This is a genomic window from Actinoplanes awajinensis subsp. mycoplanecinus, assembly GCF_001509495.1.
GTDB lineage: Bacteria > Actinomycetota > Actinomycetes > Mycobacteriales > Micromonosporaceae > Actinoplanes > Actinoplanes palleronii.
The window spans coordinates 144,126-166,667 of record NZ_LLZH01000025.1 but is presented as its reverse complement, the minus strand read 5'-3'; the positions used below and the strand labels follow the sequence as shown (position 1 = coordinate 166,667).

General features: G+C 69.9%; 24 protein-coding genes. 15 read left to right on the top strand and 9 right to left on the bottom strand.

Annotation, left to right across the window (positions count from 1 at the left end):
• Positions 1-190 precede the first annotated feature (190 nt).
• The 12 genes from ADL15_RS52700 to ADL15_RS06750 all read left to right on the top strand — a co-directional run bounded on the left by ADL15_RS52700 (position 191) and on the right by ADL15_RS06750 (position 10,062).
• Positions 191-424 carry an AtpZ/AtpI family protein gene (locus ADL15_RS52700; protein WP_067685820.1) on the top strand — a complete coding sequence of 78 codons (234 nt, stop codon included), beginning with the start codon at positions 191-193 and terminating at the stop codon, positions 422-424.
• 15 nt (positions 425-439) lie between these two features.
• Positions 440-1,228, top strand: coding sequence for a F0F1 ATP synthase subunit A (atpB, locus tag ADL15_RS06800; protein WP_067685818.1), 789 nt, complete (start codon positions 440-442; stop codon positions 1,226-1,228).
• A 74-nt stretch (positions 1,229-1,302) separates the two neighbouring features.
• Positions 1,303-1,536: an ATP synthase F0 subunit C gene (locus ADL15_RS06795; RefSeq protein ID WP_067685816.1), complete on the top strand. Its 234-nt coding sequence runs from the start codon at positions 1,303-1,305 to the stop codon at positions 1,534-1,536.
• A gap of 25 nt (positions 1,537-1,561) precedes the next feature.
• Positions 1,562-2,116: a F0F1 ATP synthase subunit B gene (locus ADL15_RS06790; RefSeq protein WP_067685814.1), complete on the top strand. Its 555-nt coding sequence runs from the start codon at positions 1,562-1,564 to the stop codon at positions 2,114-2,116.
• The gene (locus ADL15_RS06785) at positions 2,116-2,934 is read left to right on the top strand and encodes a F0F1 ATP synthase subunit delta (protein WP_067685812.1); all 819 of its coding nucleotides are present in this window, start codon (positions 2,116-2,118) and stop codon (positions 2,932-2,934) included. The genes ADL15_RS06790 and ADL15_RS06785 overlap by 1 nt, the downstream gene beginning before the upstream one ends.
• A gap of 78 nt (positions 2,935-3,012) precedes the next feature.
• The gene (gene atpA, locus ADL15_RS06780; protein WP_067685810.1) at positions 3,013-4,578 is read left to right on the top strand and encodes a F0F1 ATP synthase subunit alpha; all 1,566 of its coding nucleotides are present in this window, start codon (positions 3,013-3,015) and stop codon (positions 4,576-4,578) included.
• A gap of 2 nt (positions 4,579-4,580) precedes the next feature.
• The gene (locus ADL15_RS06775; RefSeq protein WP_067685808.1) at positions 4,581-5,516 is read left to right on the top strand and encodes a F0F1 ATP synthase subunit gamma; all 936 of its coding nucleotides are present in this window, start codon (positions 4,581-4,583) and stop codon (positions 5,514-5,516) included.
• Positions 5,516-6,958: a F0F1 ATP synthase subunit beta gene (gene atpD / locus ADL15_RS06770; RefSeq protein WP_067685806.1), complete on the top strand. Its 1,443-nt coding sequence runs from the start codon at positions 5,516-5,518 to the stop codon at positions 6,956-6,958. The genes ADL15_RS06775 and atpD overlap by 1 nt, the downstream gene beginning before the upstream one ends.
• A 305-nt stretch (positions 6,959-7,263) precedes the next feature.
• Complete coding sequence (locus ADL15_RS06765) at positions 7,264-8,322, top strand: LCP family protein (protein ID WP_083970976.1); 1,059 nt, start codon at positions 7,264-7,266, stop codon at positions 8,320-8,322.
• A 102-nt stretch (positions 8,323-8,424) separates the two neighbouring features.
• Positions 8,425-8,706, top strand: coding sequence for a F0F1 ATP synthase subunit epsilon (locus ADL15_RS06760; protein ID WP_067685802.1), 282 nt, complete (start codon positions 8,425-8,427; stop codon positions 8,704-8,706).
• Between the two features lie 8 nt (positions 8,707-8,714).
• Positions 8,715-9,182, top strand: a complete 468-nt coding sequence (locus ADL15_RS06755) for a DUF2550 domain-containing protein (RefSeq protein ID WP_067685800.1) — start codon at positions 8,715-8,717, stop codon at positions 9,180-9,182.
• Between the two features lie 61 nt (positions 9,183-9,243).
• Positions 9,244-10,062 carry a PhzF family phenazine biosynthesis protein gene (locus ADL15_RS06750; protein WP_067685798.1) on the top strand — a complete coding sequence of 273 codons (819 nt, stop codon included), beginning with the start codon at positions 9,244-9,246 and terminating at the stop codon, positions 10,060-10,062.
• Here ADL15_RS06750 and ADL15_RS06745 read toward each other — a convergent pair.
• The gene (locus ADL15_RS06745; RefSeq protein WP_198170596.1) at positions 10,038-10,427 is read right to left on the bottom strand and encodes a VOC family protein; all 390 of its coding nucleotides are present in this window, start codon (positions 10,425-10,427) and stop codon (positions 10,038-10,040) included. The genes ADL15_RS06750 and ADL15_RS06745 overlap by 25 nt on opposite strands.
• Positions 10,424-10,999: a cob(I)yrinic acid a,c-diamide adenosyltransferase gene (locus tag ADL15_RS06740; protein ID WP_067685794.1), complete on the bottom strand. Its 576-nt coding sequence runs from the start codon at positions 10,997-10,999 to the stop codon at positions 10,424-10,426. Before ADL15_RS06740 ends, ADL15_RS06745 begins: the two co-directional genes overlap by 4 nt.
• Before the next feature lie 41 nt (positions 11,000-11,040).
• Here ADL15_RS06740 and murA point away from each other — a divergent pair, with 41 nt between their 5' ends.
• Entirely contained in the window at positions 11,041-12,330 is a 1,290-nt protein-coding gene (murA, locus tag ADL15_RS06735) for a UDP-N-acetylglucosamine 1-carboxyvinyltransferase (RefSeq protein WP_067685792.1), read from the top strand.
• Positions 12,331-12,358: 28 nt separating this feature from the next.
• Here murA and ADL15_RS06730 read toward each other — a convergent pair whose 3' ends face one another.
• Entirely contained in the window at positions 12,359-12,715 is a 357-nt protein-coding gene (locus tag ADL15_RS06730) for a hypothetical protein (protein ID WP_067685790.1), read from the bottom strand.
• Between the two features lie 118 nt (positions 12,716-12,833).
• On the opposite strand from ADL15_RS06730, the gene ADL15_RS06725 reads away from it, so the two are divergent.
• Positions 12,834-13,682, top strand: coding sequence for a 3-hydroxyacyl-CoA dehydrogenase family protein (locus tag ADL15_RS06725; RefSeq protein ID WP_067685788.1), 849 nt, complete (start codon positions 12,834-12,836; stop codon positions 13,680-13,682).
• A gap of 493 nt (positions 13,683-14,175) precedes the next feature.
• Here ADL15_RS06725 and ADL15_RS06720 read toward each other — a convergent pair whose 3' ends face one another.
• From ADL15_RS06720 to ADL15_RS06705, 4 genes are read right to left on the bottom strand one after another with little or no spacing between them, the layout of a single operon-like run.
• A complete protein-coding gene (locus ADL15_RS06720; RefSeq protein WP_067685786.1) occupies positions 14,176-14,922 on the bottom strand; it encodes a hypothetical protein in 747 nt (248 codons plus the stop codon).
• Entirely contained in the window at positions 14,909-17,521 is a 2,613-nt protein-coding gene (locus ADL15_RS06715; RefSeq protein ID WP_067685784.1) for an FtsK/SpoIIIE domain-containing protein, read from the bottom strand. Before ADL15_RS06715 ends, ADL15_RS06720 begins: the two co-directional genes overlap by 14 nt.
• A 47-nt stretch (positions 17,522-17,568) precedes the next feature.
• A complete protein-coding gene (locus ADL15_RS06710; protein ID WP_083970968.1) occupies positions 17,569-18,903 on the bottom strand; it encodes a hypothetical protein in 1,335 nt (444 codons plus the stop codon).
• Positions 18,900-19,532 (bottom strand): DUF4126 domain-containing protein, encoded by a 633-nt coding sequence (locus tag ADL15_RS06705; RefSeq protein WP_067685780.1) that lies wholly within the window; start codon positions 19,530-19,532, stop codon positions 18,900-18,902. Before ADL15_RS06705 ends, ADL15_RS06710 begins: the two co-directional genes overlap by 4 nt.
• A gap of 61 nt (positions 19,533-19,593) precedes the next feature.
• Here ADL15_RS06705 and nucS point away from each other — a divergent pair, with 61 nt between their 5' ends.
• Entirely contained in the window at positions 19,594-20,253 is a 660-nt protein-coding gene (gene nucS / locus ADL15_RS06700) for an endonuclease NucS (protein WP_067685778.1), read from the top strand.
• 174 nt (positions 20,254-20,427) lie between these two features.
• On the opposite strand, the gene ADL15_RS06695 is transcribed toward nucS, so the two are convergent.
• Entirely contained in the window at positions 20,428-21,921 is a 1,494-nt protein-coding gene (locus ADL15_RS06695) for a DUF6297 family protein (protein ID WP_067685776.1), read from the bottom strand.
• The gene (locus tag ADL15_RS06690; protein ID WP_067685930.1) at positions 21,918-22,502 is read right to left on the bottom strand and encodes an ABC transporter ATP-binding protein; all 585 of its coding nucleotides are present in this window, start codon (positions 22,500-22,502) and stop codon (positions 21,918-21,920) included. Before ADL15_RS06690 ends, ADL15_RS06695 begins: the two co-directional genes overlap by 4 nt.
• Positions 22,503-22,542 lie beyond the last annotated feature (40 nt).

Genomic DNA, 22,542 nt, shown 5'->3' with positions numbered 1-22,542 from the left:
CCTGGTCAGCGGACGTTTGACCCGGGGAATACCCCGAACCGGTGATGTGTCCGTCCGTGCCGTGTTCCGTTATGGCAGGACAGGAGTACCGTGTCCTTCCAGCTGCGAGACCCCTGACGCCTGGACAACTACGGTTGTGCGGGGGGTCCCGCTTAGCCTCGTGTTTCCTGCTGATATCGTTCGGGCCGTCATGACCGGCCAAGAACCTCCCCCCGACAAACGCGGTGACGACGGCCCCACCCCGCCCGATACAGGTGCGGGCATGACGGCGGTCACTTACCTCATCGCGGGCATGTTGGTGTGGGGCGGAGTCGGCTGGCTGGTCGACCGCTACGTCGGAACCCAGGGCATATTCGCCGGTATCGGCGCCGTCCTCGGGATCGGCTTAGGTGTGTACCTCATCGTGCGCCGGCTCGGCGCCTGACAGGAAAGGGCCCAGGTGATCGTTCAGTCGACGGTCCTCGCGGCAGAGTTCCCGCCCAGCGTCGAGGACTTCTACCTGCCCAGCATCCTGCCGTGGGGCGCGGAGAACAATTACTGGTTCACCAAGATCACGGTTCTGATCTGGGTGGCGGTTGCGGCGATCATCATTTACTTCCTGGTGTCGTACCGGAAGCCGCAGCTCGTCCCGACCAAGAAGCAGTGGTTCGCGGAGAGCATCTACGGCTTCGTGCGGAACAACATCGCGGTCGAGATGATCGGCCCGCGTGGTGTCGCCTTCGCGCCGTACCTGACGACGCTCTTCATGTTCATCCTGCTGAACAACTTCTTCGGGATCGTGCCGTTCGTGCAGATCTCGCCGAACTCGCACATCGCCTTCCCGGCGGTTCTCGCGGTCATCAGCTACGTGATGTTCATCTACGTCGGCATGAAGCAGCACGGCCCCTTGAAGTACTTCAAGCACGCCTTGATCCCGCCGGCGCCGTGGTTCATCCTGCCGCTGCTGATCCCGATCGAGTTCTTCTCGAACTTCCTCGTGCGGCCGTTCTCGCTGGCCGTCCGTCTGTTCGCCAACATGTTCGCCGGCCACATGCTGCTGCTGGTGTTCACGCTCGGCGGCTTTGCGATGATCAGCGCTAACCCGCTGCTGGCACCCGTCTCGCTGCTCTCCTGGGTGCTCACCGTCGCGCTGACGCTGCTCGAGTTCCTGGTGATCTGTCTCCAGGCCTACGTCTTCACGGTGCTGACCGCGAGCTACGTCCAAGGCGCGCTCGCTGACGAGCACTGAGCAGTACTGAACGCGTAACACCCCGTTTGTCGGTCCCGCGTGAGAAGCACGCGAGATACCAGGAGGAACTGAAAATGCCACTCGCCGAAGTTTTCGGTAGCACCGCCGCCATCGGTTACGGTCTCGCTGCTATCGGCCCCGGCATCGGTGTCGGTCTCGTCTTCTCGGCTTACATCCAGTCGACCGCTCGCCAGCCGGAGTCGTCTCGCCTGACCCTGCCGTACGTCTGGATCGGCTTCGCCGTCATCGAGGCGCTCGCGCTGCTGGGCATCGCGTTCGGCTTCATCTGGCAGGGCACCGGTCTCTGATCTCGGCCTCACCTAGGAGGACCATATGATCAACCTCTATCTGGCAGCGGAAGAGGCGGCGAAGCCGCACAACCCGATTCTGCCGGTTTGGCAAGAGATCGTTGTCGGCTCGGTTGCCTTCGCGGTGCTCTGCTTCGTACTGATCAAGTTCGTCTTCCCGCAGATGGAGAAGACGTTCCAGGCTCGCGTGGACGCCATCGAGGGTGGCATCAAGCGCGCCGAGACCGCCCAGGCCGAGGCGAACGAGCTGCTCGAGCAGTACCGCGCGCAGCTCGCCGAGGCCCGGACCGAGGCCGCTCGCATCCGCGACGAGGCCCGGGCCGACGCCGAGGGCATCCGTCAGGACGTGCTCGCCAAGGCTCGCGAGGAGTCGGACCGCATCATCGCGGCCGGCAACGAGCAGCTCTCCGCGCAGCGTGAGTCGATCGTGCGTGATCTCCGCGCCGAGATCGGCACGCTGGCCGTGGACCTGGCCGGCAAGATCGTCGGCGAGGCTCTGGCCGACGAGGCCCGCACCCGGGGCACCGTCGAGCGCTTCATCGCGGATCTCGACTCGGCCGGCACGGCGGGTAGGCGCTGATGGCGCCGGGCGTCACCAACCAGGCCTACGCGGACGCGGTGGAGCGGCTGCACGCCGACACCACCACGTCCACGGGCGCGCAGCTGACCGCGGTCGCCGACGAGTTCCTGTCGGTGGCCGGTCTGCTGCGGGGTCAGCCCCGGCTGCGCCGGGCGCTGACCGACCCGTCGCGCCCCGGTGCCGACCGTGCCGAGCTGTTCCGCTCGCTGCTGTCCGGCAAGGCGGCTGAGGTGACTGTGAAGTCGCTGGCCACCCTGGTGGCCGGCCGGTTCAGCCGGCCCAGCCAGCTGCTGGACGCGACCGAGCGGCTGGGTGTCGACACCCTGCTCGCCTCGGCGCAGAAGGACGGCAAGCTGGCCGAGGTCGAGGACGAGCTGTTCCGCTTCGGACAGATCGTCAGCGGCAGCCCGCAGCTCGTGGCCACGCTCAGTGACATCGGCTCGCCGGTGGGCCCCCGGGCTAAGCTGGTGGGGGACTTGCTCGAGAGCAAGGCCCACCCGGCCACGGTGCGGCTCGTCCAGGTCGCGCTCGAGGGTTTCGGTGGCCGTGGCTTCGAGGCCTCGCTGACGCGGCTGGTCGAGCTGACCGCCGAGAAGCGTGACCGCGAGGTGGCGTACGTGACGGTGGCCAAGCCGCTCAGCGACGCCGAGGAAACCGCTCTGGCCGCGAAGCTGGCAACCGTCTACGGCCGCGAGGTCTCGCTGAAGGTGGACGTGAATCCCGCGGTCATCGGCGGGGTCAGCGTCCGGGTCGGCTCCGACCTCTACGACGGCACGATCCTGCGCAGGCTGAACGCTGCCAAGCAGGCGTTCGCTTAACAGTCCTTTCCCCTCGATTCCACATCGAGAAGCCCCTCGGCGGCGGCGACGTCCCGAGCTAGACAGAGAAGGCAGAGGATGGCCGAGCTGACCATCTCCTCGGACGAGATCCGGGGGGCGCTAGAGCGCTACGTCTCGTCCTATTCGCCCGAGGTCTCCCGCGAGGAGGTCGGCATCGTCTCCGATGCGGGCGACGGAATCGCACACGTCGAGGGCCTGCCCTCGACGATGGCGAACGAGCTTCTGGAGTTCGCGGACGGCACCCTTGGTGTCGCGTCGAACCTCGACGTCCGCGAGATCGGCGCCGTGATCCTGGGCGACTACGCGAACATCGAAGAGGGTCAGCCGGTCAAGCGCACCGGCCGGGTTCTCTCGGTGCCGGTGGGCGACGCCTTCCTGGGCCGCGTTGTCGACGCCCTGGGCAAGCCGATCGACGGTCTCGGCGAGATCGAGAACGAGGGCTTCCGCGAGCTCGAACTCCAGGCGCCGAACGTCATGGCGCGCCAGCCGGTGAAGCAGCCGCTGCAGACCGGCATCAAGGCTATCGACGCCATGACGCCGATCGGCCGCGGTCAGCGCCAGCTGATCATCGGTGACCGCAAGACCGGCAAGACGACTGTCGCGCTGGACACGATCATCAACCAGAAGGCGAACTGGGACTCCGGCGACCCGGAGAAGCAGGTCCGCTGCATCTACGTCGCGATCGGCCAGAAGGCCTCGACCGTCGCCAGCATCCGTGGCGTCCTCGAGGCGCAGGGCGCGCTGCAGTACACGACGATCGTCGCGTCCCCGGCTTCGGACCCGGCGGGCTTCAAGTACATCGCCCCGTACACCGGTTCGTCCATCGGACAGCACTGGATGTACAACGGCAAGCACGTCCTGATCGTCTTCGACGACCTGACCAAGCAGGCCGAGGCGTACCGCGCCGTGTCGCTGCTGCTGCGCCGCCCGCCGGGCCGTGAGGCCTACCCGGGTGACGTCTTCTACTTGCACTCCCGCCTGCTGGAGCGTTGCGCGAAGCTCTCCAACGAGCTGGGTGGCGGCTCGATGACCGGTCTGCCGATCATCGAGACGAAGGCCAACGACATCTCGGCCTTCATCCCGACCAACGTCATCTCGATCACCGACGGCCAGATCTTCCTGGAGTCCGACCTGTTCGCCTCGGGTGTCCGCCCGGCGATCAACGTCGGTACCTCGGTGTCCCGGGTGGGTGGCTCGGCGCAGGTCAAGGCGATGCGTACGGTCTCCGGCCGGCTGCGCCTGGACCTGGCCCAGTTCCGCGAGCTGGAGGCCTTCTCGGCCTTCGCCTCCGACCTGGACAAGGCCTCGCGTGCCCAGCTCGACAAGGGCGTCCGCCTGGTCGAGCTGCTGAAGCAGCCGCAGTACTCGCCGTACTCGACCGTCGACCAGGTCATCTCGATCTGGGCGGGCACCACCGGCCAGCTCGACGACATCCCGGTCAAGGACGTGCGCCGCTTCGAGCAGGAATTCCTGCAGTGGTTCAAGCAGCACCAGAGCGACGTCTACACCTCGGTCGAGTCGACGAACCTGCTGAGCGACGACAACATCGAGAGCCTGAAGTCCGGTGTGGTCGAGTTCAAGAAGGTCTTCCAGGGCAGCGCGACCGGCGAAAGCGGTAGCTAGTCATGGCCGGTCAGGTACAGGCACTGCGGCGGCGCATCCGCACCGTCAAGTCGACCAAGAAGATCGCCAAGGCGCAGGAGCTGGTCGCGACCAGCCGCATCGCCAAGGCGCAGGAGCGGGTGAACGCCTCCCGGCCGTACTCGGTGGCGATCACCAAGGTGCTGGCCGCGCTGGCCTCGAACGCTTCGGTCGACAACCCGCTGCTGGTCGCGCGTGAGCGCGTCCAGCGGGCGGGTGTCCTGCTGATCACCAGTGACCGGGGCCTGGCCGGCGCCTACAACGCCAACGCCATCCGCGCCGCCGAGCAGCTGATCGCTCAGCTCCGCTCGGACGGCAAGGAGGTGGCGCTGTACGTCGTGGGCCGCAAGGGCACCGGTTACTACCGGTTCCGCGGCCGTACGGTCGACGCCAGCTGGACCGGTTTCTCCGAGCGGCCGTCCTTCGCGGACGCCAAGAAGATCGGCGACGGTCTGATCGAGGCGTTCTCGGCGGGTTCGGTGACCGAGGGGACGTTCGGCCCCGAGGGCATCGCCGGCGTGGACGAGCTGCACATCGTGAGCACCGAGTTCAAGTCGCTGATGACGCAGAGCGCGAACGCGAAGCCGCTGGCCCCGGTCCAGATCGAGGAGACCGTGGACGAGCAGCCCGAGTCGGGCCCGCGCGCCGCGTACGAGTTCGAGCCGGACGCCGACGAACTGCTCGACGCTCTGCTGCCGAAGTACCTCAACACGCGGATCTACGCGGCGTTGCTGGACTCGGCGGCCAGCGAGTCGGCATCCCGGCGGCGGGCGATGAAGAGCGCGTCGGACAACGCCGACGACCTCCTCAAGCGGTACACGCGCGAGATGAACTCCGCGCGTCAGGCTGCGATCACCCAGGAAATCAGTGAGATCGTCGGCGGCGCCAACGCGCTGGCCGCGGCGGGAAGTGATGTGTGATGACTGCAGTTGCTGAGCCCACCAAGACGGAGCTCCCTGTCGGCCGTGTCGTCCGGGTCATCGGCCCGGTCGTCGACGTCGAGTTCCCTCGTAACGCCATGCCCGCCATCTTCAACGCGCTGCACGTCGAGGTGACCCTCTCCGAGGGCACCAAGACGCTGACGCTGGAAGTCGCCCAGCACCTGGGTGAGAACCGGCTCCGCGCGATCGCCATGCAGCCGACCGATGGTCTGGTCCGTGGCAAAGAGGTCCGGAACACCGGCGCGCCGATCTCGGTGCCGGTCGGTGACGTGACCAAGGGCCACGTCTTCAACGCCCTCGGCGAGGTGCTCAACGTCGACCCGTCGACGCTGGACATCCAGGAGCGCTGGTCGATCCACCGCAAGCCGCCGGCGTTCGCGGACCTCGAGCCGAAGACCGAGATGCTGGAGACCGGCATCAAGGTGCTCGACCTGCTCGCGCCGTACGTGCGTGGTGGCAAGATCGGCCTGTTCGGTGGCGCGGGCGTGGGCAAGACCGTGCTCATCCAGGAGATGATCATCCGGGTCGCCCGTAACTTCGGTGGCACCTCGGTGTTCGCCGGTGTCGGCGAGCGCACCCGTGAGGGCAACGACCTCATCCTGGAGATGGACGAGGGTGGCGTGCTGGACAAGACCGCCCTGGTCTTCGGCCAGATGGACGAGCCGCCGGGCACCCGTCTGCGGGTCGCGCTGACCGCGCTCACCATGGCCGAGTACTTCCGGGACGTCCAGAACCAGGAGGTGCTGCTCTTCATCGACAACATCTTCCGGTTCACCCAGGCCGGTTCCGAGGTCTCGACCCTGCTCGGCCGCATGCCGTCCGCGGTGGGTTACCAGCCCACCCTGGCCGACGAGATGGGTGAGCTCCAGGAGCGGATCACCTCGGTCCGCGGCAAGGCGATCACCTCGCTGCAGGCGATCTACGTGCCCGCCGACGACTACACCGACCCGGCGCCGGCCACCACGTTCGCCCACCTGGACGCGACCACGAACCTCGAGCGGTCGATCTCCGACAAGGGCATCTACCCGGCCGTGGACCCGCTGGCCTCCAGCTCGCGGATCCTGGCGCCGGAGTTCGTCGGTGCCGAGCACTACGCGGTGGCCCGTGAGGTCCAGCGGATCCTGCAGAAGTACAAGGACCTGCAGGACATCATCGCCATCCTCGGCATGGACGAGCTCTCCGAGGAAGACAAGATCACCGTGCAGCGCGCGCGCCGCATCGAGCGGTTCCTGTCGCAGAACACCTACGCGGCGGAGCAGTTCACCGGCGTCGCCGGCTCGACGGTCCCCCTGAAGGAGACCATCGAGGCGTTCAAGAAGATCTCCGAGGGTGAGTACGACAACTACCCGGAGCAGGCCTTCTTCATGTGCGGCGGTCTCGAGGACCTCGAGAAGAACGCTCACGAGCTGATGAAGGGCTGACCTCAGCCCCGTCGCAGTTCTGACGAACAGAAAGCCGTGCCGGTGTTCACCGGCACGGCTTTTCTGCGTCTCAGGGAGTGATCTTTGGGGCCTCAGGAGTGAATCTTCGAGTTCGAGGTTCATGAACGCGAGGATCTGGGGTAAAGAGGTCTGGTTTCCCTTGGGTATGCTTACCGGCCTCAGAGGGGGTCCCGTGTTCTCCGCGGGATCGCCGCACCGGCAGAGTTGGGGATCGAGTGGCTAGGTCTGCGAAACGCCGCGCACCACTGTGGGCCCGGTTGACCGCCGTTTTCGGTGGCGTGCTGATGGTGACGAGCGGTGTGGTCCTGGTCGGCGGCAGCGCCCTGATCTCCAAGTACACCGGGGCCGTCGACGCCGACGGCAGCCTGATCGGCGATCCGGCCGAGGGCGCGCCCAAGGCGGCCGGCGCCGACATCAAGGGCCCGATCAACATCCTGATGGCCGGTATCGACCCGCGGGACGACAAGACCGCCCCGCTCTCCGACTCGATCATCGTGGCGCACATCCCGGCGTCGATGGACCAGGTCTACCTGTTCTCCATCCCCCGCGACCTCTACGTCGACATCCCGGCGTTCACCAAGACCGGGTTCGGCGGCGGCAAGTCGAAGATCAACGCGGCGATGTCGTACGGAAGCTCGGTCGGCAACGGCAAGCACGACGTCAAGCAGGGTTTCCAGCTGCTGGCGAAGACGGTCGAGCAGCTCACCGGGATCAAGACGTTCGAGGCCGGCACGATCATCAACTTCGGCGGCTTCAAGAAGATCGTCGAGGCGATGGGCGGCGTGACCATGACCGTCGACATGACGGTCAAGTCCGAGCACCTGAAGCCGAACGGCAAGGGCCGGGACCGTCGTCCGGAGTGTGCCGACAACACCTGCGCCCACCCGTACATCGGTGAGCAGAAGGTCTACAAGCCCGGGACGTACCACATGAAGGCCTGGGAGGCCCTCGACTACGTCCGGCAGCGGTACGGCCTGCCCAACGGTGACTACGACCGTCAGCGGCACCAGCAGCAGTTCATCAAGGCGATGGCCAAGCAGGCGATGAGCAAGGACGTGGTGACCAACCCGTCCAAGCTGCTGAAGATCCTGGACGCGGCCGGTGACTCGCTCACCTTCGACGGCAACGGCCACAGCGTGATCGACTGGGGTCTGGCGCTGAAGGGCCTGGACACCGACAGCATGGTCTCGATCAAACTGGGCGGCGGCGGCCTCTACGAGGGCAGCAAGTATCTCGGTGAGAAGCTGCAGGACAACTCCGACCAGTTCTTCGAAGCCGTCAAGAACGACAAGATCCAGGAGTTTCTGCTGGCCCACCCGGAGTTCGTCAACAAGAACAGCTAGGACCCGGTCGGGCGTCGATCGGCAGCGCCGATTAGACTTTCACCCATTCGGTTCGCAGGATCGGTAAGCAGGATCCGGTAAGCAGAGTCAAAGGGAGACAGCGTGGCCAACCAACTTCACGTCGAGGTCGTCGCCGTCGAGCAGAAGATCTGGGCCGGCGAGGCCGAGATGCTCGTTGCGCGCACCACCGAGGGTGAGATCGGTGTGCTGCCCGGCCACTCGCCGCTGCTGGGCCTGCTGAAGGAACCCTCACAGGTCCGGGTGAAACTCGCCGGCGGCGAGCAGCTCACCTACGACGTCGCGGGCGGCTTCCTCTCGATCGACGCGAACGGCGTCACGGTGCTCGCCGAGAGCGCCACGCCCGCCACGCCCGAGCAGCACTGACCCCGACGATGCGGGTTCTGGAAGTCTTCGGAATCTGCGTCGTCGCGCTGCTCGCGCTTCTGTTCGCCATCTTCTTCCGCCGGCGTCTGCTCCGGCTGGGCGGCGGCACGATCCGGCTGCAGGTCCGCACCAACACCATGGTGCCGGGCCGCGGCTGGGCGCCGGGCCTCGGCCAGTTCGTCGGTGACGAGCTCCGCTTCCACAAGATGTTCAGCCTGGCGATCCGCCCCAAGCGGGTCCTCGACCGGCGGCTGCTCGCGATCGCCGAGCGCCGCCTGCCGACCGGCCCGGAGCGGCTCACCATGCCGGGGCACTGGGTGATCCTGCGCTGCGCCACCGGCGACGTCCAGCTCGAGATCGCCATGGCCGAGACCACGGTCACCGGGTTCCTCTCCTGGCTCGAGGCCGGGCCGCCGCGCGATCCGGGCAGCGTCCCGGGCCGCCCGATCTTCGGCCCGCGCCCGCTCGAGAGCTGACGACCCACCGGTTCCGGATTGGCCGTCGCCCGGCGGCCGCGGTGAAACTAGCGTCGAACCCATGCGGATTCGTATCGTCGACGCCTTCACCGACCGTCCGTTCGCCGGCAACCCGGCCGGGGTGCTCGTCCTGGACGGCGCGACCTTCCCCGCCGACTCCTGGATGCAGCAGGTCGCCGCGGAGGTCAACCTCTCCGAGACCACGTTCCTGCACCCCCTTGCGGCGGGCGCAGAGGCCGACTGGGCGCTGCGCTGGTTCACCCCACGGGTCGAGGTGGCCCTCTGCGGCCACGCCACCCTGGCGACCGCTCACGTGCTGGCCCATCCCGGCACGGTCCGGTTCGCGACCCGCAGCGGCGTCCTGACCGCCACCACGGACGCCAGTGGTCTGATCACCCTGGACTTCCCGGCCGCGCCGCTCAGCCCGCTCGACGCCGACCCGGCGCTGGCCGCCGCCCTCGGCGCCGAGCTGCTCACCAGCGTCTGGACCGGGCCGAACACCGACGACGTGCTCGCCGAGGTGGCCGACGAGAAGACCGTCCGGTCGCTGGCCCCGGATCTCGGCGCGCTGGGCCGGCTGACCGGGCGCGGCGTGATCGTCACCGCGCGGGCCGAGGACCCGGGCGCCGGCTACGACTTCGTGTCCCGGTTCTTCGCCCCGGCGGTCGGTGTGGACGAGGACCCGGTCACCGGCAGCGCGCACACCGCGCTCGCGCCGTACTGGAGCGAGCGTCTGGGCCGCACGTCGCTGACCGGCTTCCAGGCGTCCGCGCGGGGCGGCGCGGTCCAGGTCGCGCTCCGCGGGGACCGGGTCGAGCTGTCCGGGCACGCCGTCACCACCATCGACGGGGAGCTTCAGGTGGCGATCTCCACCTCGTAGCCCCAGCCGTCCTCCAGGTAGGCGGCGTAGCTTTCCGGCCCACCGGCGTACGGATGACGGTCCTCGAACATCAGTGACCACCCGTGCTCCGGCGCCGAAGCGCTGATCCGGTCCACCTCGCCCGGACCGGCGACCGTGAAGGCCAGGTGGTTGAGCCCGGGGGCGAGCCGGTCGTGCGTGTCGCCGGAGAGCGCCTTCGACTGCTCCAGTACCAGATAGGTGCCGTTGCCGTGCTTCCAGGACAGCCCGCCCGGCCAGTCCTGGAACGGGGTCCAGCCGAGCTCGCCGAGCAGCCAGCCCCACGGGCCGCGCATCCCGGCGAGATCGGGCACCCACAGCTCGACGTGGTGCAGTGCGCCGGTCATGACCGGACGCCGCCGGGCACCCACTTCACGTCGCCGTCCGGGTTCGCCACCCGGGACAGGATGAAGAGCAGGTCGGAGAGCCGGTTCAGGTATTTGGCCGGCAGCACCGACGTACGATCGGGATCGGTCTTGATCAACGCCCATGCCGAGCGTTCCGCGCGGCGCGCCACGGTCCGGGCCACGTGCAGCAGCGCGGCTCCTGGGGTGCCACCCGGCAGGATGAAACTGTCCAGCGGCGCGAGGTTCTCGTTGAACTCGTCGCACCACTGCTCGAGCCGGGTCACGTACTCCTCGGTGATCCGCAGCGGCGGGTACGGCGGGTCCTCGGCGAGCGGGTTGCCCAGGTCGGCGCCGAGGTCGAAGAGGTCGTTCTGCACCCGGCTCAGCACCGCCCGGACGTCCTCGGAGAGCGCGCCGAGCGCGATCGCGGTGCCCAGCGCCGCGTTGCACTCGTCGGCGTCGGCGTACGCCGCGATCCGCGGATCGGTCTTCGGAGCGACCTCGTTGTTGACCAGACGGGTCTCGCCTGCGTCGCCGGTACGGGTGTAGATACGGGTGAGATGCACAGCCATAGGCCCACCCTACGGAGTGCGGGTGGGCTCGGGACCATACGATGGCCCGCGTGGATGTGATCAGGGTCAAGGGCGGCGCACCCCTCACCGGTGACGTCACGGTCGGTGGCGCGAAGAACTCGGCACTCAAGCTGATGGCGGTGGCCCTGCTCGGCGAGGGCCGCAGTGTGGTGGCGAACGTTCCCCGGATCACCGACATCGCGATCATGGCCGAGGTGCTCCGCCGGCTGGACTGCGACGTGGTGCTGGACGGCAACGAGGCGATCATCGACGTGCCGGCCGAGCCGGGCGCCGAGGCCGACTACGACCTGGTCCGCCGGCTGCGCGCGTCGATCTGTGTGCTCGGCCCGCTGCTGGCCCGCCGGGGGTACGTCCGGGTGGCGCTCCCCGGCGGCGACATGATCGGCTCCCGTGGCCTGGACATGCACGTGTCCGGCCTGGCCCGGATGGGCGCGGAGATCTCCAACGAGCACGGCTTCGTGATCGCGTCGGCGCCGGCCGGGCTGCGCGGCACCAAGATCTGGCTGGACTTCCCGAGCGTCGGCGCCACCGAGAACCTGCTGATGGCCGCGGTGCTGGCGAAGGGCGTCACGGAGATCGACAACGCCGCCCGTGAGCCGGAGATCGTGGACATCTGCGAGATGCTCACCGCGATGGGCGCCAGGATCGAAGGGGCCGGCACGTCGACGCTGATCGTCGAGGGCGTGGACGGGCCGCTCAAGCCGGTCCGGCACACCACTGTCGGCGACCGGATCGTCGGGGGCACCTGGGCGTACGGCGCCGCGATGACCCGTGGTGACGTGACGATTCACGGTGTCCGGCCGGAGTTCCTGGACATCGCGCTGGACAAGCTGGTCGCGGCCGGCGCGACGGTCGACCCGGGCGACAACAAGTTCCGGGTGCGGATGACCGAGCGGCCCAAGGCCGTCGACATCGTGACCCTGCCGTACCCGGGTTTCGCCACCGACCTGCTGCCGATGGCGATCGGGTTGGCGTCGGTGGCCGAGGGCTCGTCGCTGATCACCGAGAACATCTTCGACGGCCGGTTCATGTTCGTGAACGAGATGGTGCGGTTGGGGGCGGACATCCGTACCGACGGGCACCACGCGGTGGTCAACGGCCGGGAGCGGCTCTCCGGCGCGCCGGTGCGGGCCACCGACATCCGGGCCGGCGCCGGTCTGGTGATCGCCGGGCTGTGCGCGGACGGGGTGACCGAGGTGGGCGAGGTGCACCACGTCGACCGTGGCTACCCGGACTTCGTCGCGGACCTGGCCCGGCTGGGCGTCGAGGTGGAACGCACCGACGTGCCCGAGCCGACGTTCGACTTCTAGCTGGCTTTCTCGCCCGGCTCGCTCTTGGTTACGCCCCGACCAGACGCCGGGCCTCTTCCAGCTCCTCGGCGAAGACCAGCACGCAGACCCGGCCGTCCCGCCGGGTCGCGTGGGTGGCGCGGATCCCGGCGTCCGACAGCATCTGCCGGATCTCGTCGGCGATCTCCGGCTCGTCGGTGACCGCGGCCGCGCAGAGCAGCCCGAAGTCCTCCTGCTCGGCGCGCTCCCGGAAGATCGCCAAGCCCTCCGCGCACCCGTCCCGGAACGGCACGGCGTCCAGCGGTCCGGGCTGCAGGCCCATGCGCCAGAACACGGCGCCGAGAAAGCCGACCAGACCGACGGCGATCAATGGGCCGATGAGGTACCAGCCGTCACTCGTGGCCATGGGCACAGTCTGGCATCGTGGAGCGTTCAATTGCGGTGAAATGACCCGATCGAGAGCCGTCCTAAGTCTCCGTTAAGTAACCCCGTTAGACTCGGTGCCTCTAACAAAGGGGTGGAGCATGGCGGGTCGTCTCGCGGTCATCGGTTCCGGACTCATGGGTTCCGGCATCGCGCAGGTGTCGGCGCAGGCCGGCTGGCAGGTCACGATGCGGGACGTCGACGACGCCTCGCTCAAGCGCGGCACCGCCGCGATCCGCGACTCGCTCGCCCGCTTCGCGGCGAAAGGCAAGATCACCGAAGAGGACGCCGAGGCGACCCTGAACCGGATCACCGCGACCACCGACATCGACGCGGTCGCCGAGGCCGACGTGGTGGTCGAGGCGATCTACGAGAAGGTCGAGGCCAAGCACGACGTCTTCAAGCAGCTCGACAAGATCTGCAAGTCCGGCGCGGTGCTCGGCACGAACACCTCGGCCATCCCGATCACCCAGATCGCCGCGATCACCTCGCGACCGGAATCGGTCGTCGGCATCCACTTCTTCTCGCCGGTCCCGATGATGAAGCTGGTCGAGCTGGTCCGCGGGTACCAGACCTCGGACGAGACTCTGGCCGCCGCCCGGGACTACGCCGAGGGCGTCGGCAAGACCTGCGTCGAGGTCAAGCGCGACGTCGCCGGCTTCGTCTCCAACCGCCTCTTCTCCGCGATCCTGGTCGAGGCGATCAAGCTGGTCGAGTCCGGCGTGGTCTCCGCCGCCGACCTGGACACCGTGATGAAGCTCGGTTTCGGTCACGCGATGGGCCCGCTGGCGACGGTCGACCTGACCGGCCTCGACGTGATGCTCAACGCGGCCGGCAACATCTACCGCGACACCCAGGACGAGAAGTTCTTCCCGCCGGAGCTGCTGCAGCGCATGGTCACCGCGGGCGACCTGGGCCGCAAAACCGGCAAGGGCTTCTACAGCTACTGATCCGCTTCGGACATGCCGGTCTCATGATCGGCGCCGGCTTTTTTAAAGATCTTTTTGTCGTGCGTCCGCTGGGGTCCGGATCGTCGCTCCCGCCGGGACCCCTGCGGGCTTCGCTGGCCGCTGACGCGTCCAAAACACGAAGCCCTCCGGGGCGACGCCCGTGGGTGGTAGCGGTCACCCCCAAAACCGAGCGTGGAGTTTTTCGGTGCGGAGCGCACCGTTGTCGTGGCGGTTGCGTGGGGACTTTGGGTGCGGAGCGCGCCGAAAGTCCCCACGCTCGGTGGTTGTGGCGGTTGCGTGGGGAGTTTGGGTTCGGAGCGCGCCACAACTCCCCACGCTCGGTGGTTGTAGCGGTTGCGTGGGGACTTTGGGTGCGGAGCGGACCACAACTCCCCACGCTCGGTGGTTGTGGCGGTTGCGTGGGGACTTTCGGTGCGGAGCGCACCCAAACTCCCCACGCTAGGGGGCTTCGGCTCTCGGTGGGCGGGGTCGCTCAGTGCGAGGTGGCGAAGGACAGGGACAGCAGGGTCGCCGCGACCATGCCGCCCAGCAGGGTGAGGCCGACCCCGCCGATGTCCAGCCGGGCCCGCAGCTGCCGATGCGCCCAGAGCGCCGCCACCGGCACCCCCGCCGACGGCGCGATCAGGAACACCAGCCACCCGAGACCGCGGATCACCAGCCCACCCCACAGCGCCTGATGACCGAAAGTGACAAGCCCGGCCGCCACCAGCCCGGCCAGCGTCGAGATCATCGCCCCGATCACCGGGAGCAGGGCGAGCGCCCAGCGGGGCAGCGGCCGGCGGCCGGGCCGCATCCGGTCGTCGATCCGGTCGGCGGCGCGGGCCAGCAGCGACCGCGGTGACTGCAGGCCGGGCCCGTCCGACGAGGCGGTCGGCCGCCGTTGCAGCGCGACCCGGGGGAGTGCCTCGACCGGCGCCGGGTCCGGCACGTCGCCCAGGGCACGTACCCGCAGCCCGCGGGCTCGGCGCAGCTGGCTCCACAGCCGCGCCGCCTCCCGGTCCACGTCCAGCACCTGGGACGCGGCCGCGCCGGCCCACCGGTCCGCGGCGAGCGCGTCGTTCTCGGCCCGGGACAGCTCCCCGGCCGCGCGGGCGGCACTGTCCTGGTAGGCCTGCTCGGCCTCACCCAGGTCGGCGTCGCGCCGCCGGGTCACCTCGGCCAGGGCGCTCACCATCAACTGGTAGTCGCGGCTGGGCGGCTGCCGGTCACGTGTGGTCACTGTTCACCTCGTACGGGATGATCACTTCCGGAGTGCGGTGCACCGAACGGTCGAAGAACAACGCCCGGCGGGTCCGCGGGTACCAGACCGGGCCGCCGGGTTGCGGGTGGAGCGGGGTCAGGTCGGCCCCGTGCACGTCGAGCGCGACCCACGCGCCGATGGTGTCGAACCGCGCGCCGATGCCGCCCAGGTCATCGCGGAGCCGGGGCACCGAGCGCCACCAGCCGAGCACGTGGATGCGCTGCTCGGGTCCCTCGGTGAGCAGGGTCTTGAGGGCCGGGCGGTGTGCGGCGCCGGCGGCGTCCAGGGCGTACCCGAGGACGTAGTGCGGGATGTCCATGGCGGGCAGGTCGAACCGGACGTCGGTGGTGTCGTACCAGTCGGCCGACGGCAGCTCGGCGAAGAGCCGGGCGGCGGCCAGCGACGCGCCCGGGTCCAGGCAGATCACGCTGAAGTGCGCCGGTCCCTGCGCGGCCAGGCTGAGCGCGGCGGCGGCGAGAACGTCACAGGCTTCTTCGGTACGCGTACCGAGCACCGCCAGGTTCCGCCCCGGCATCCGCCCCAGCCGCAGCCGGGCCGGTTGGGTCGCCACGTCGATGCGTTCGCCGAGCACCGCGCCGGGCGACGATCCGACCGGTGAGTCCACGCCGGGCACCCGCCCGGACGGGCGCAGCGAGGCCGGCAGCCGGGGCACCGCGTCGCCGTCGAAGAGCCGGGGCTCGGGGCACCCGCCGGGCCGGGTGCGCCACAGCCGCCGTTGCAGGGTGCGCCAGGCGTCCCGGTCCCCGGCGTCCGGCAGACGGACGATCCGGTTCGCCCCGGACACCCCGGACTCGGTGTTCACCACCGCGTGGAAGCGCGGGATGACCGCGGCGGCCAGGTTGTCCTCGGCCAGGATCCGGCGGGCCTTGGGCAGCGCGATCCGGAGGGTGAACTGGGCGATCAGCCCGGGCCGGCCCCACAGCGCCTGGATGCCGGCCACGTCCTGTGAGGCCAGCACCAGATGGATGCCCTGCGAGCGGCCGCGCCGGGCGAGGTCCTCGAGCAGCGCGACGGCCTCCTCGGCGACCGCGTCCCGCCCGGCCAGCAGCACCTGGAACTCGTCGATCACCGCGACGATCCGGGGCCAGTGCCCGGTCGGGTCCTCGGCGCGCAGCTCGGCCAGTTTGCCGGCGTCCCAGCGCTTCGCGGCCTGCGCCCGGGTACGCAACTCCTCGCCCAGGTGCCGGAGCATGGCCAGGCCGAACTCGCGGTCGCCGTTCACGTTGATCCCGGCGAGCCGGACCTGGGGGAGCCAGCTCGGGTCGCGGGGGCCGGGCGCGTACCGGGCGAAGGAGACGCCCTCCTTGAAGTCGAGCAGGTAGAGGGCGAGCTCCTCGGGGCCGTACCGGGTGGCCAGCGAGCCCAGCCAGGCGTAGATCAGGTTGGTCTTGCCGGATCCGGACGGCCCGCCGATCAGCGCGTGCGGCGGGTCGTCGCCGAGCGGCACCTCGACGAGTGAGCCGTCGGTGCTGTCACCGATCGGGGCGACCAGGCCGCCGATCGACGACTCGGCCCAGTACTTCGCCGGTTCCAGGTCGGACAGGCTGGCCGGGCCGGGGCCGGCGCGCAGCCGTTCGGCGGTGGTCCGGCAGAACGCGGCGATCCGGTCCGGCGGGGGCGGCGGGTCCAGCCGGATCTCCAGGCTGCCCAGCGAGTCGCAGGTGGCGGTCTGGTCACGGACCAGGATCCGCTCGACCGTCGGGTCGTCGTCCAGGTCCAGACCGCGCACCACCAGGTGCACCCCACAGGCCACCCCGGTGCGTACGATCCGGCCCAGCTGCGCCCGCTGCCCGGTGGTCATCTCCACCGTGGTGGCCCGGTCGGCGAGCAGCACCACCAGCCGCCACGGCTCCGGCCGGCTGCCGGGACGGGCGGCGGTCAGCTCGGCGAGCGACGGGTACTGCCCGCCGAGCGACTCGTTCACCCGGCAGATGTGCTCGACCAGGTCGTCGAGGAGTGACCCGAGCCCGCCCGGTCCGACGAACGTCGGGTTCAGCGGGGCGAACGGCGCGAGCGTCCCGCCCAGGTTCTCCGGGTCGTACACGGTCAGGTGCACGTCGCCGGGCCGGGTGCTGCCGAGCGCGCGCAGCAGCACCCCGGTGATCAGGTCGTCGACGGCCGGGGACGGCCCGGTGACGTGCAGGTGCACCGCGTCCAGCAGCGGGATCAGCCCGGGCAGTGCCGCGGTGTCCTCGAACGTGATCGCGCCGATCCGCAGCAGCCCGGGTCGCCCGCCCGGGTCGGGTTCGCTCGGCGACCACAGCCGCCAGGGCGCGCCGGCCGCGCCGGTGGCGCTGGAGGTGGCCAGGCCGCGCAGGTGCCCGGCGAGGCTGGTGGCCTCGCCGCGGAAGCGCCGTTGAATGTCGTCGCGGGCCGACTCGCGGGCGGCGGCGAGCTGGCTCAGGCAGGTGGCGTACGCGTCGCGGACCAGCCGTCGCCGGCTCTGTGCCTCGCCGCGCGCCGACTCCGCGGCGGCCAGCAGCGCCCGTGCGGAGCCCCGGGCCTCGGCCAGCTCCTGCCGGACCACGGCGACCAGCGCGTTGCGGTGACTAGCCACGCGACCCCCCGGAATCCATGTGGGGGGATTTTAGCGATTTCTCACCATTACGACGGATTAGTCAGTGCGTGTCGTGATCTGTCGCTGGAAAGGGCTTCCCAGAGGCGCTCCGCGACCACCATCGCGGCCTCCCGGTGCCACTGCCGCATGGTGTCCCGGGGCACGTACCGGCGGAACCAGTCCACCGCCATCCGCGCCTCCCGGCTCAGCCCGTCCAGCCGCTGCCGCCGCGAGTACGGGTTCAGCCCGAGCACCCCGCAGAACTGCAGCGTGTTGTAGTACCGCCAGTCGTCACCGGTGTCGAACGGCCCGGCCGGCCGCAGCGCCGACACCTCCTCGCGCAGCACCGCCCGCAGTTCCCGGGCCCGCGCCCGGGGCTGGTCGTCACCGCGCCCGGCGATCCGGTGGGCCACCGCGGGCAGGTCGGTGAGCGGGCTGCGGGCCAGCCGGCTCAGGTCGTTGAAGTCGGCGAGCGCCCGCCGGGTCAATCGGAGGAACTCCGGCTCGCCGATCTCGCCGAGCCGGCGTCGTTCCCGGCGGCGCAGCAGCGCGTCCGCGTTCACGTACAGCACCGCCCGGTCCTGCCGCAGCCGGTTGTCGCCGCCCAGCGCGACCCGGTCCAGCAGCCGGCCCAGCCGCCCGGCCAGCCCGGCGGCCAGCGAGACCACTGCGACCGGGACGAACTGCAGCGTCGTGACGAGCGTGTCGCCGGGCACCGCGTACATGGTCAGCACCGCGGGCAGGCCGACCAGCAGCACGGCGAGCAGCGCGGCGGCCAGCGAGCGCCGCAGGTCCGGGCGCAGGCGTTCGCCGCCGGCCACCGCGTGCGCCACCGCCACCAGGTAGCCGACGACCAGCAGGTCCAGCCCGATCGCGGCGAGCGGGACGGCCGGGCCGCCGGTGTCCACCGGGATCAGCAGGACGGCCAGGCCGGCGGCGTAGAGGGCGGCCATCACGGTCAGCGCGAGCGGCAGCAGGCGCGGTACCACCTGGTCGTACTGCCGCCAGAGCAGCACCAGGGCGCCGGCCAGCGGGGTCAGCCCGACCAGCTTGCCGGCGCCCGGCAGGGCCACCACCATGATCTGGAACAGCACGCCGAGGACCAGCGCGCCCATGTCGATCGGGCGGCGTTCCGACGGGGACAGCGGCAGCAGCGCCACGATGCTGCCGGCCAGGGCCAGGGCGGGCAGGCAGATCAGGATCTGGGCGGTCCGCTCACCCGGTGCGACGGTCCAGGCGACCAGACCGATCGCGTACGCCGCGAGTGCCGCGCTCGCCCACCGCAGCGCCGGTCGCCCGGGATCCCGGCCGATCAGATAGCCGGCGAGCCACCAGGAGAGGGCGAAGGCGGGTACGGCGAGCGCGGGCACCCGGAGAGTCAACCAAACAGGCGACGGGTCTGGACACCCGCCGGATCACCGGCGAGCCGATCCAGGCGCCGGCGCTTGCGGCGCTGGAACACCCAGACGGTGGCCCAGACCATCAGCACCAGTCCGATCAGGACCAGAATCGGCAGCACGATCGCCAGAACCGAGAGCAGCACGCTGCCGATGTCCTCGGCCGTGCTGGCGATCGGAGCGCCGAAACCAGCGGTGGTGACGTTGACCACCGGCCGGGACGCGGCCTTCACGGTGTGCACGCCGAGCGCGATCAGACCGCCCATGGCGATCGGCACCCACTGGTGTGAGCCGAAGAACGAACCGGGGTCGGTGACGGTCACCGTCTCGGAGGACGAACCGGCGCCGAAGGCCAAGCCGCCGGCGGTCGGGCGGACGAAGGTCTGCACGATGTCGTTCAGGTGGTCGACGACGGGGATCTTGTCGGCCACCATCTCGATGGCGAGCAGCCCGGCCAGGATCGTGATGGTCCAGCCGTTGGTGAGCCAGGACCAGCTGTTCGGCAGGTCGATGGCGTTGGTGAACCGGCCCAGCAGGGCCATGGTGAGCAGGGGGATGTAGGCATTCAGCCCGGCGGATGCAGCCAGACCGGTCCCGGTCAATGCTTCGAACACGATGCCAGCATGGCACCGGCACGCTCGTCGTGCCCGGCGGGCTGTCCGGTAGTGTCGCCCGGTGCGCCTGGTCATCGCGAAATGCTCAGTGGATTACGTCGGACGCCTCTCCGCCCACCTGCCGTCGGCGACGCGCTTGCTGATGGTGAAGGCCGACGGCTCGGTGTCGATCCATGCCGACGACCGTGCCTACAAGCCGCTGAACTGGATGTCTCCGCCCTGCAAGCTGCAGGAGAGCGAGGGCGTCTGGAAAGTGGTCAACAAGGCCGGCGAAGAGCTCCGGATCACCCTGGAGGAAATCTTCCAGGATTATTCGTACGAGCTGGGCGTCGACCCCGGCCTGGTCAAGGACGGCGTCGAGGCGCACCTGCAGGAGCTGCTGGCCGCGCACCCGGAGACGTTCGGCGAGGGCTGGACCCTGGTCCGGCGCGAGTACATGACCGCGATCGGCCCGGTCGACCTGCTCTGCAAGGACGCCACGAACGGCTCGGTGGCCGTCGAGATCAAGCGGCGCGGCGAGATCGACGGCGTCGAGCAGCTCACCCGGTACCTCGAACTGATGAACCGTGACCCGCTGCTGGCCCCGGTCACCGGCATCTTCGCCGCCCAGGAGATCAAGCCGCAGGCCCGCGTCCTGGCCACCGACCGAGGCATCCGCTGCGTAGTCGTCGACTACGACAAGCTCCGAGGCATGAAACGCGACGAGCTGACCCTCTTCTAACCCGTCCCGCGGGGACTCCAGCTCCGGAGCGCACCGCCGCTTCAGGTCTTGTGTGTGGAGTTTGGGTGCGGAGCGCACCGCAACTCCCCACGCTCGCGGTTGCCGCCCTTTGCGTGGGGACTTTGGGTGCGGAGCGGACCGTAACTTCACACGCAACGGCTGTGGCGGGGTGGGTCAGCGGACGTTGAGCTCGACCCGCTCCGGGTCGGTGGTGCCGGCCAGGTAGGCGCGGGTGCCCAGGACCGCCAGCGCGGTCTGGAACAGCACCATGGTCCAGGACAGCGGCGTGTCCTGCAGGATCGCGACCACCGTCGGCACGGCCAGGATCAGCGCGTCCGGGCCGGCGACGGCGTGCACCAGCGGGCCGGTCGACAGGGTGCCCATCGGGGTGTCCAGCGGGAGCAGGTCGTTGCGGACGAAACCGCCGCGGGCCCGGCGCACCGCGGCGACGCCGCCGACGATGCCCAGCGGCACGCTGAGCAGCCACCACGGGCCGGGCGGGAGCCGGTCGCCGGTCTGCAGCAGGAGCAGCGCGATCAGTGACCAGGCGAACCCCAGCACGGCCGGGATCCACAGCCGCTGCAGCAGGGCCTGACGGGAGTTGAGGCCGAGCAGGCGGAGCAGGACCGGGTTGCCGGCGTCGGTGTTGAGCGCGGCGGTCGTGGTCCCGCCGGCGATCATCGCGCCGATCGGCAGGGCCAGCGCGAGCACCCAGTCCGGCGCCGGGGCGAGCAGCATCGGTACCGGTGTGGCGGCGAGCAGCCAGAGCAGCCGGGCGCCCCGGCGGCGGACCATCAGGAAGTCCTGCCCGGTCAGGACCGGGAGGCGGGCCGGCGGGCGGGCCGAGGTGAGCCGCCGCCGCGACCAGCGGTGCCGCGCGACCATGTCGATCACGAACGACGGCTCGATACCGAACGCGCTGTCGAAGAGGGTCCCGGTGATCTTCGCGGCGTCCAGGATGCGAGCGTCCGGGGTGCGAGCCAGATTTCGTACGATCAAGGCGCCGCAGGCCGCGACCAGAACCGCGAGCGCAGCGACCACAGTGACCAGAATCGGTCTCGCCGGCCAGGCGTCCGGATCCGGCGGCGCCACCTCGCCGATCGTGTCGAAGATCAGCGTGGCGAGCCCGAGCGTGACCGCCGTGGTGGCGAACCCGTCGGTGACGGCGGCCCACCGGTCGGAACGCTGGGCGACCACGGCGACCAGGAGCAGGACGACGCCCAGCAGCGCGCCCCCGATGATCAGCGGCGCGGCGAGGTGGTGCGGTGCGGCGTGCCCGGCGATCGCGGTGCTGACCAGGCCGGCGACCAGCGCGGCGGTGAGCGCGGCCAGGCGCAGCGACGGCAGCAGCAGCCGGCGGCGGCTCACCGGCGCGGTGAGCAGGAAATACGCGGCGGGCCGGCCGAGCGTGACCGGCCCGGTCGCGCGCATCGCCGTCAGCAGGAAGCCGCCGATGATCAGAACCAGTCCGAGGGCCGGCCAGGCGCCGAGGTCCAGCGTGTCCGGCCAGAAGATCGCGGCCAGCTTCTCGTGCAGCATGGCGCCGACCACCGCGCAGAACAGCGTCGCGAAGTAGAGGTTGCCCAGCGTCGCGCCGCGCTCCCGGTGGGCCACCTGCCGTTGGTGCAGCCAGCGGCGGACCGGCCGCAGCTCGACGATGACGGTCATGGGTGCAAGGACTCCATGGTCGTGAGTTCGCTGCCGGAGGCCACCGCGAACTTGTCGTCGTGGCTGGCCATCAGCAGCGAGCCGCCGGTGCTCAGGTATTCGACGAGCATCTCGGCGACCGCGGCCCGGCCCTCCGGGTCGAGGCGCTGCTCCGGCTCGTCCAGGATGAGCAGCGAACTGGGCCGGATCAGCACCAGGGCCAGGGTGAGCCGCTGCTTCTGCCCGGAGGAGAGCGACGGCGGGATGGCGTCGGCGTGCCCGGCCAGCCCGAACCGTTCCAGCGCCTCACCGATGCCGGCCTCGTCCGGGTTCTGCCCGTGCGCGCGGCAGATCAGCTCGGCGTGCTCCCGGACGGTCAGCCCGGGATACCAGGTCGGCGGCTCCACGGTGGTGCACACCGCGGCCCAGAACTCGGGGCTCGAGCCGGGGGTGGCGCCGAACACCCGGATCCGGCCGTCGTCCGGTTGCTGCAGGCCGCTGACGCAGCGCAGCAGGGTGGACTTGCCGATGCCGTTCTCGCCGGTGACGCAGATGCCGGTGCCGGCCGGGACGGTGAACCCGACCCCCTCGAGCACCGGCATCGAGCCGTAGCTCACCGTGAGATCACTTACCTCAACCGCG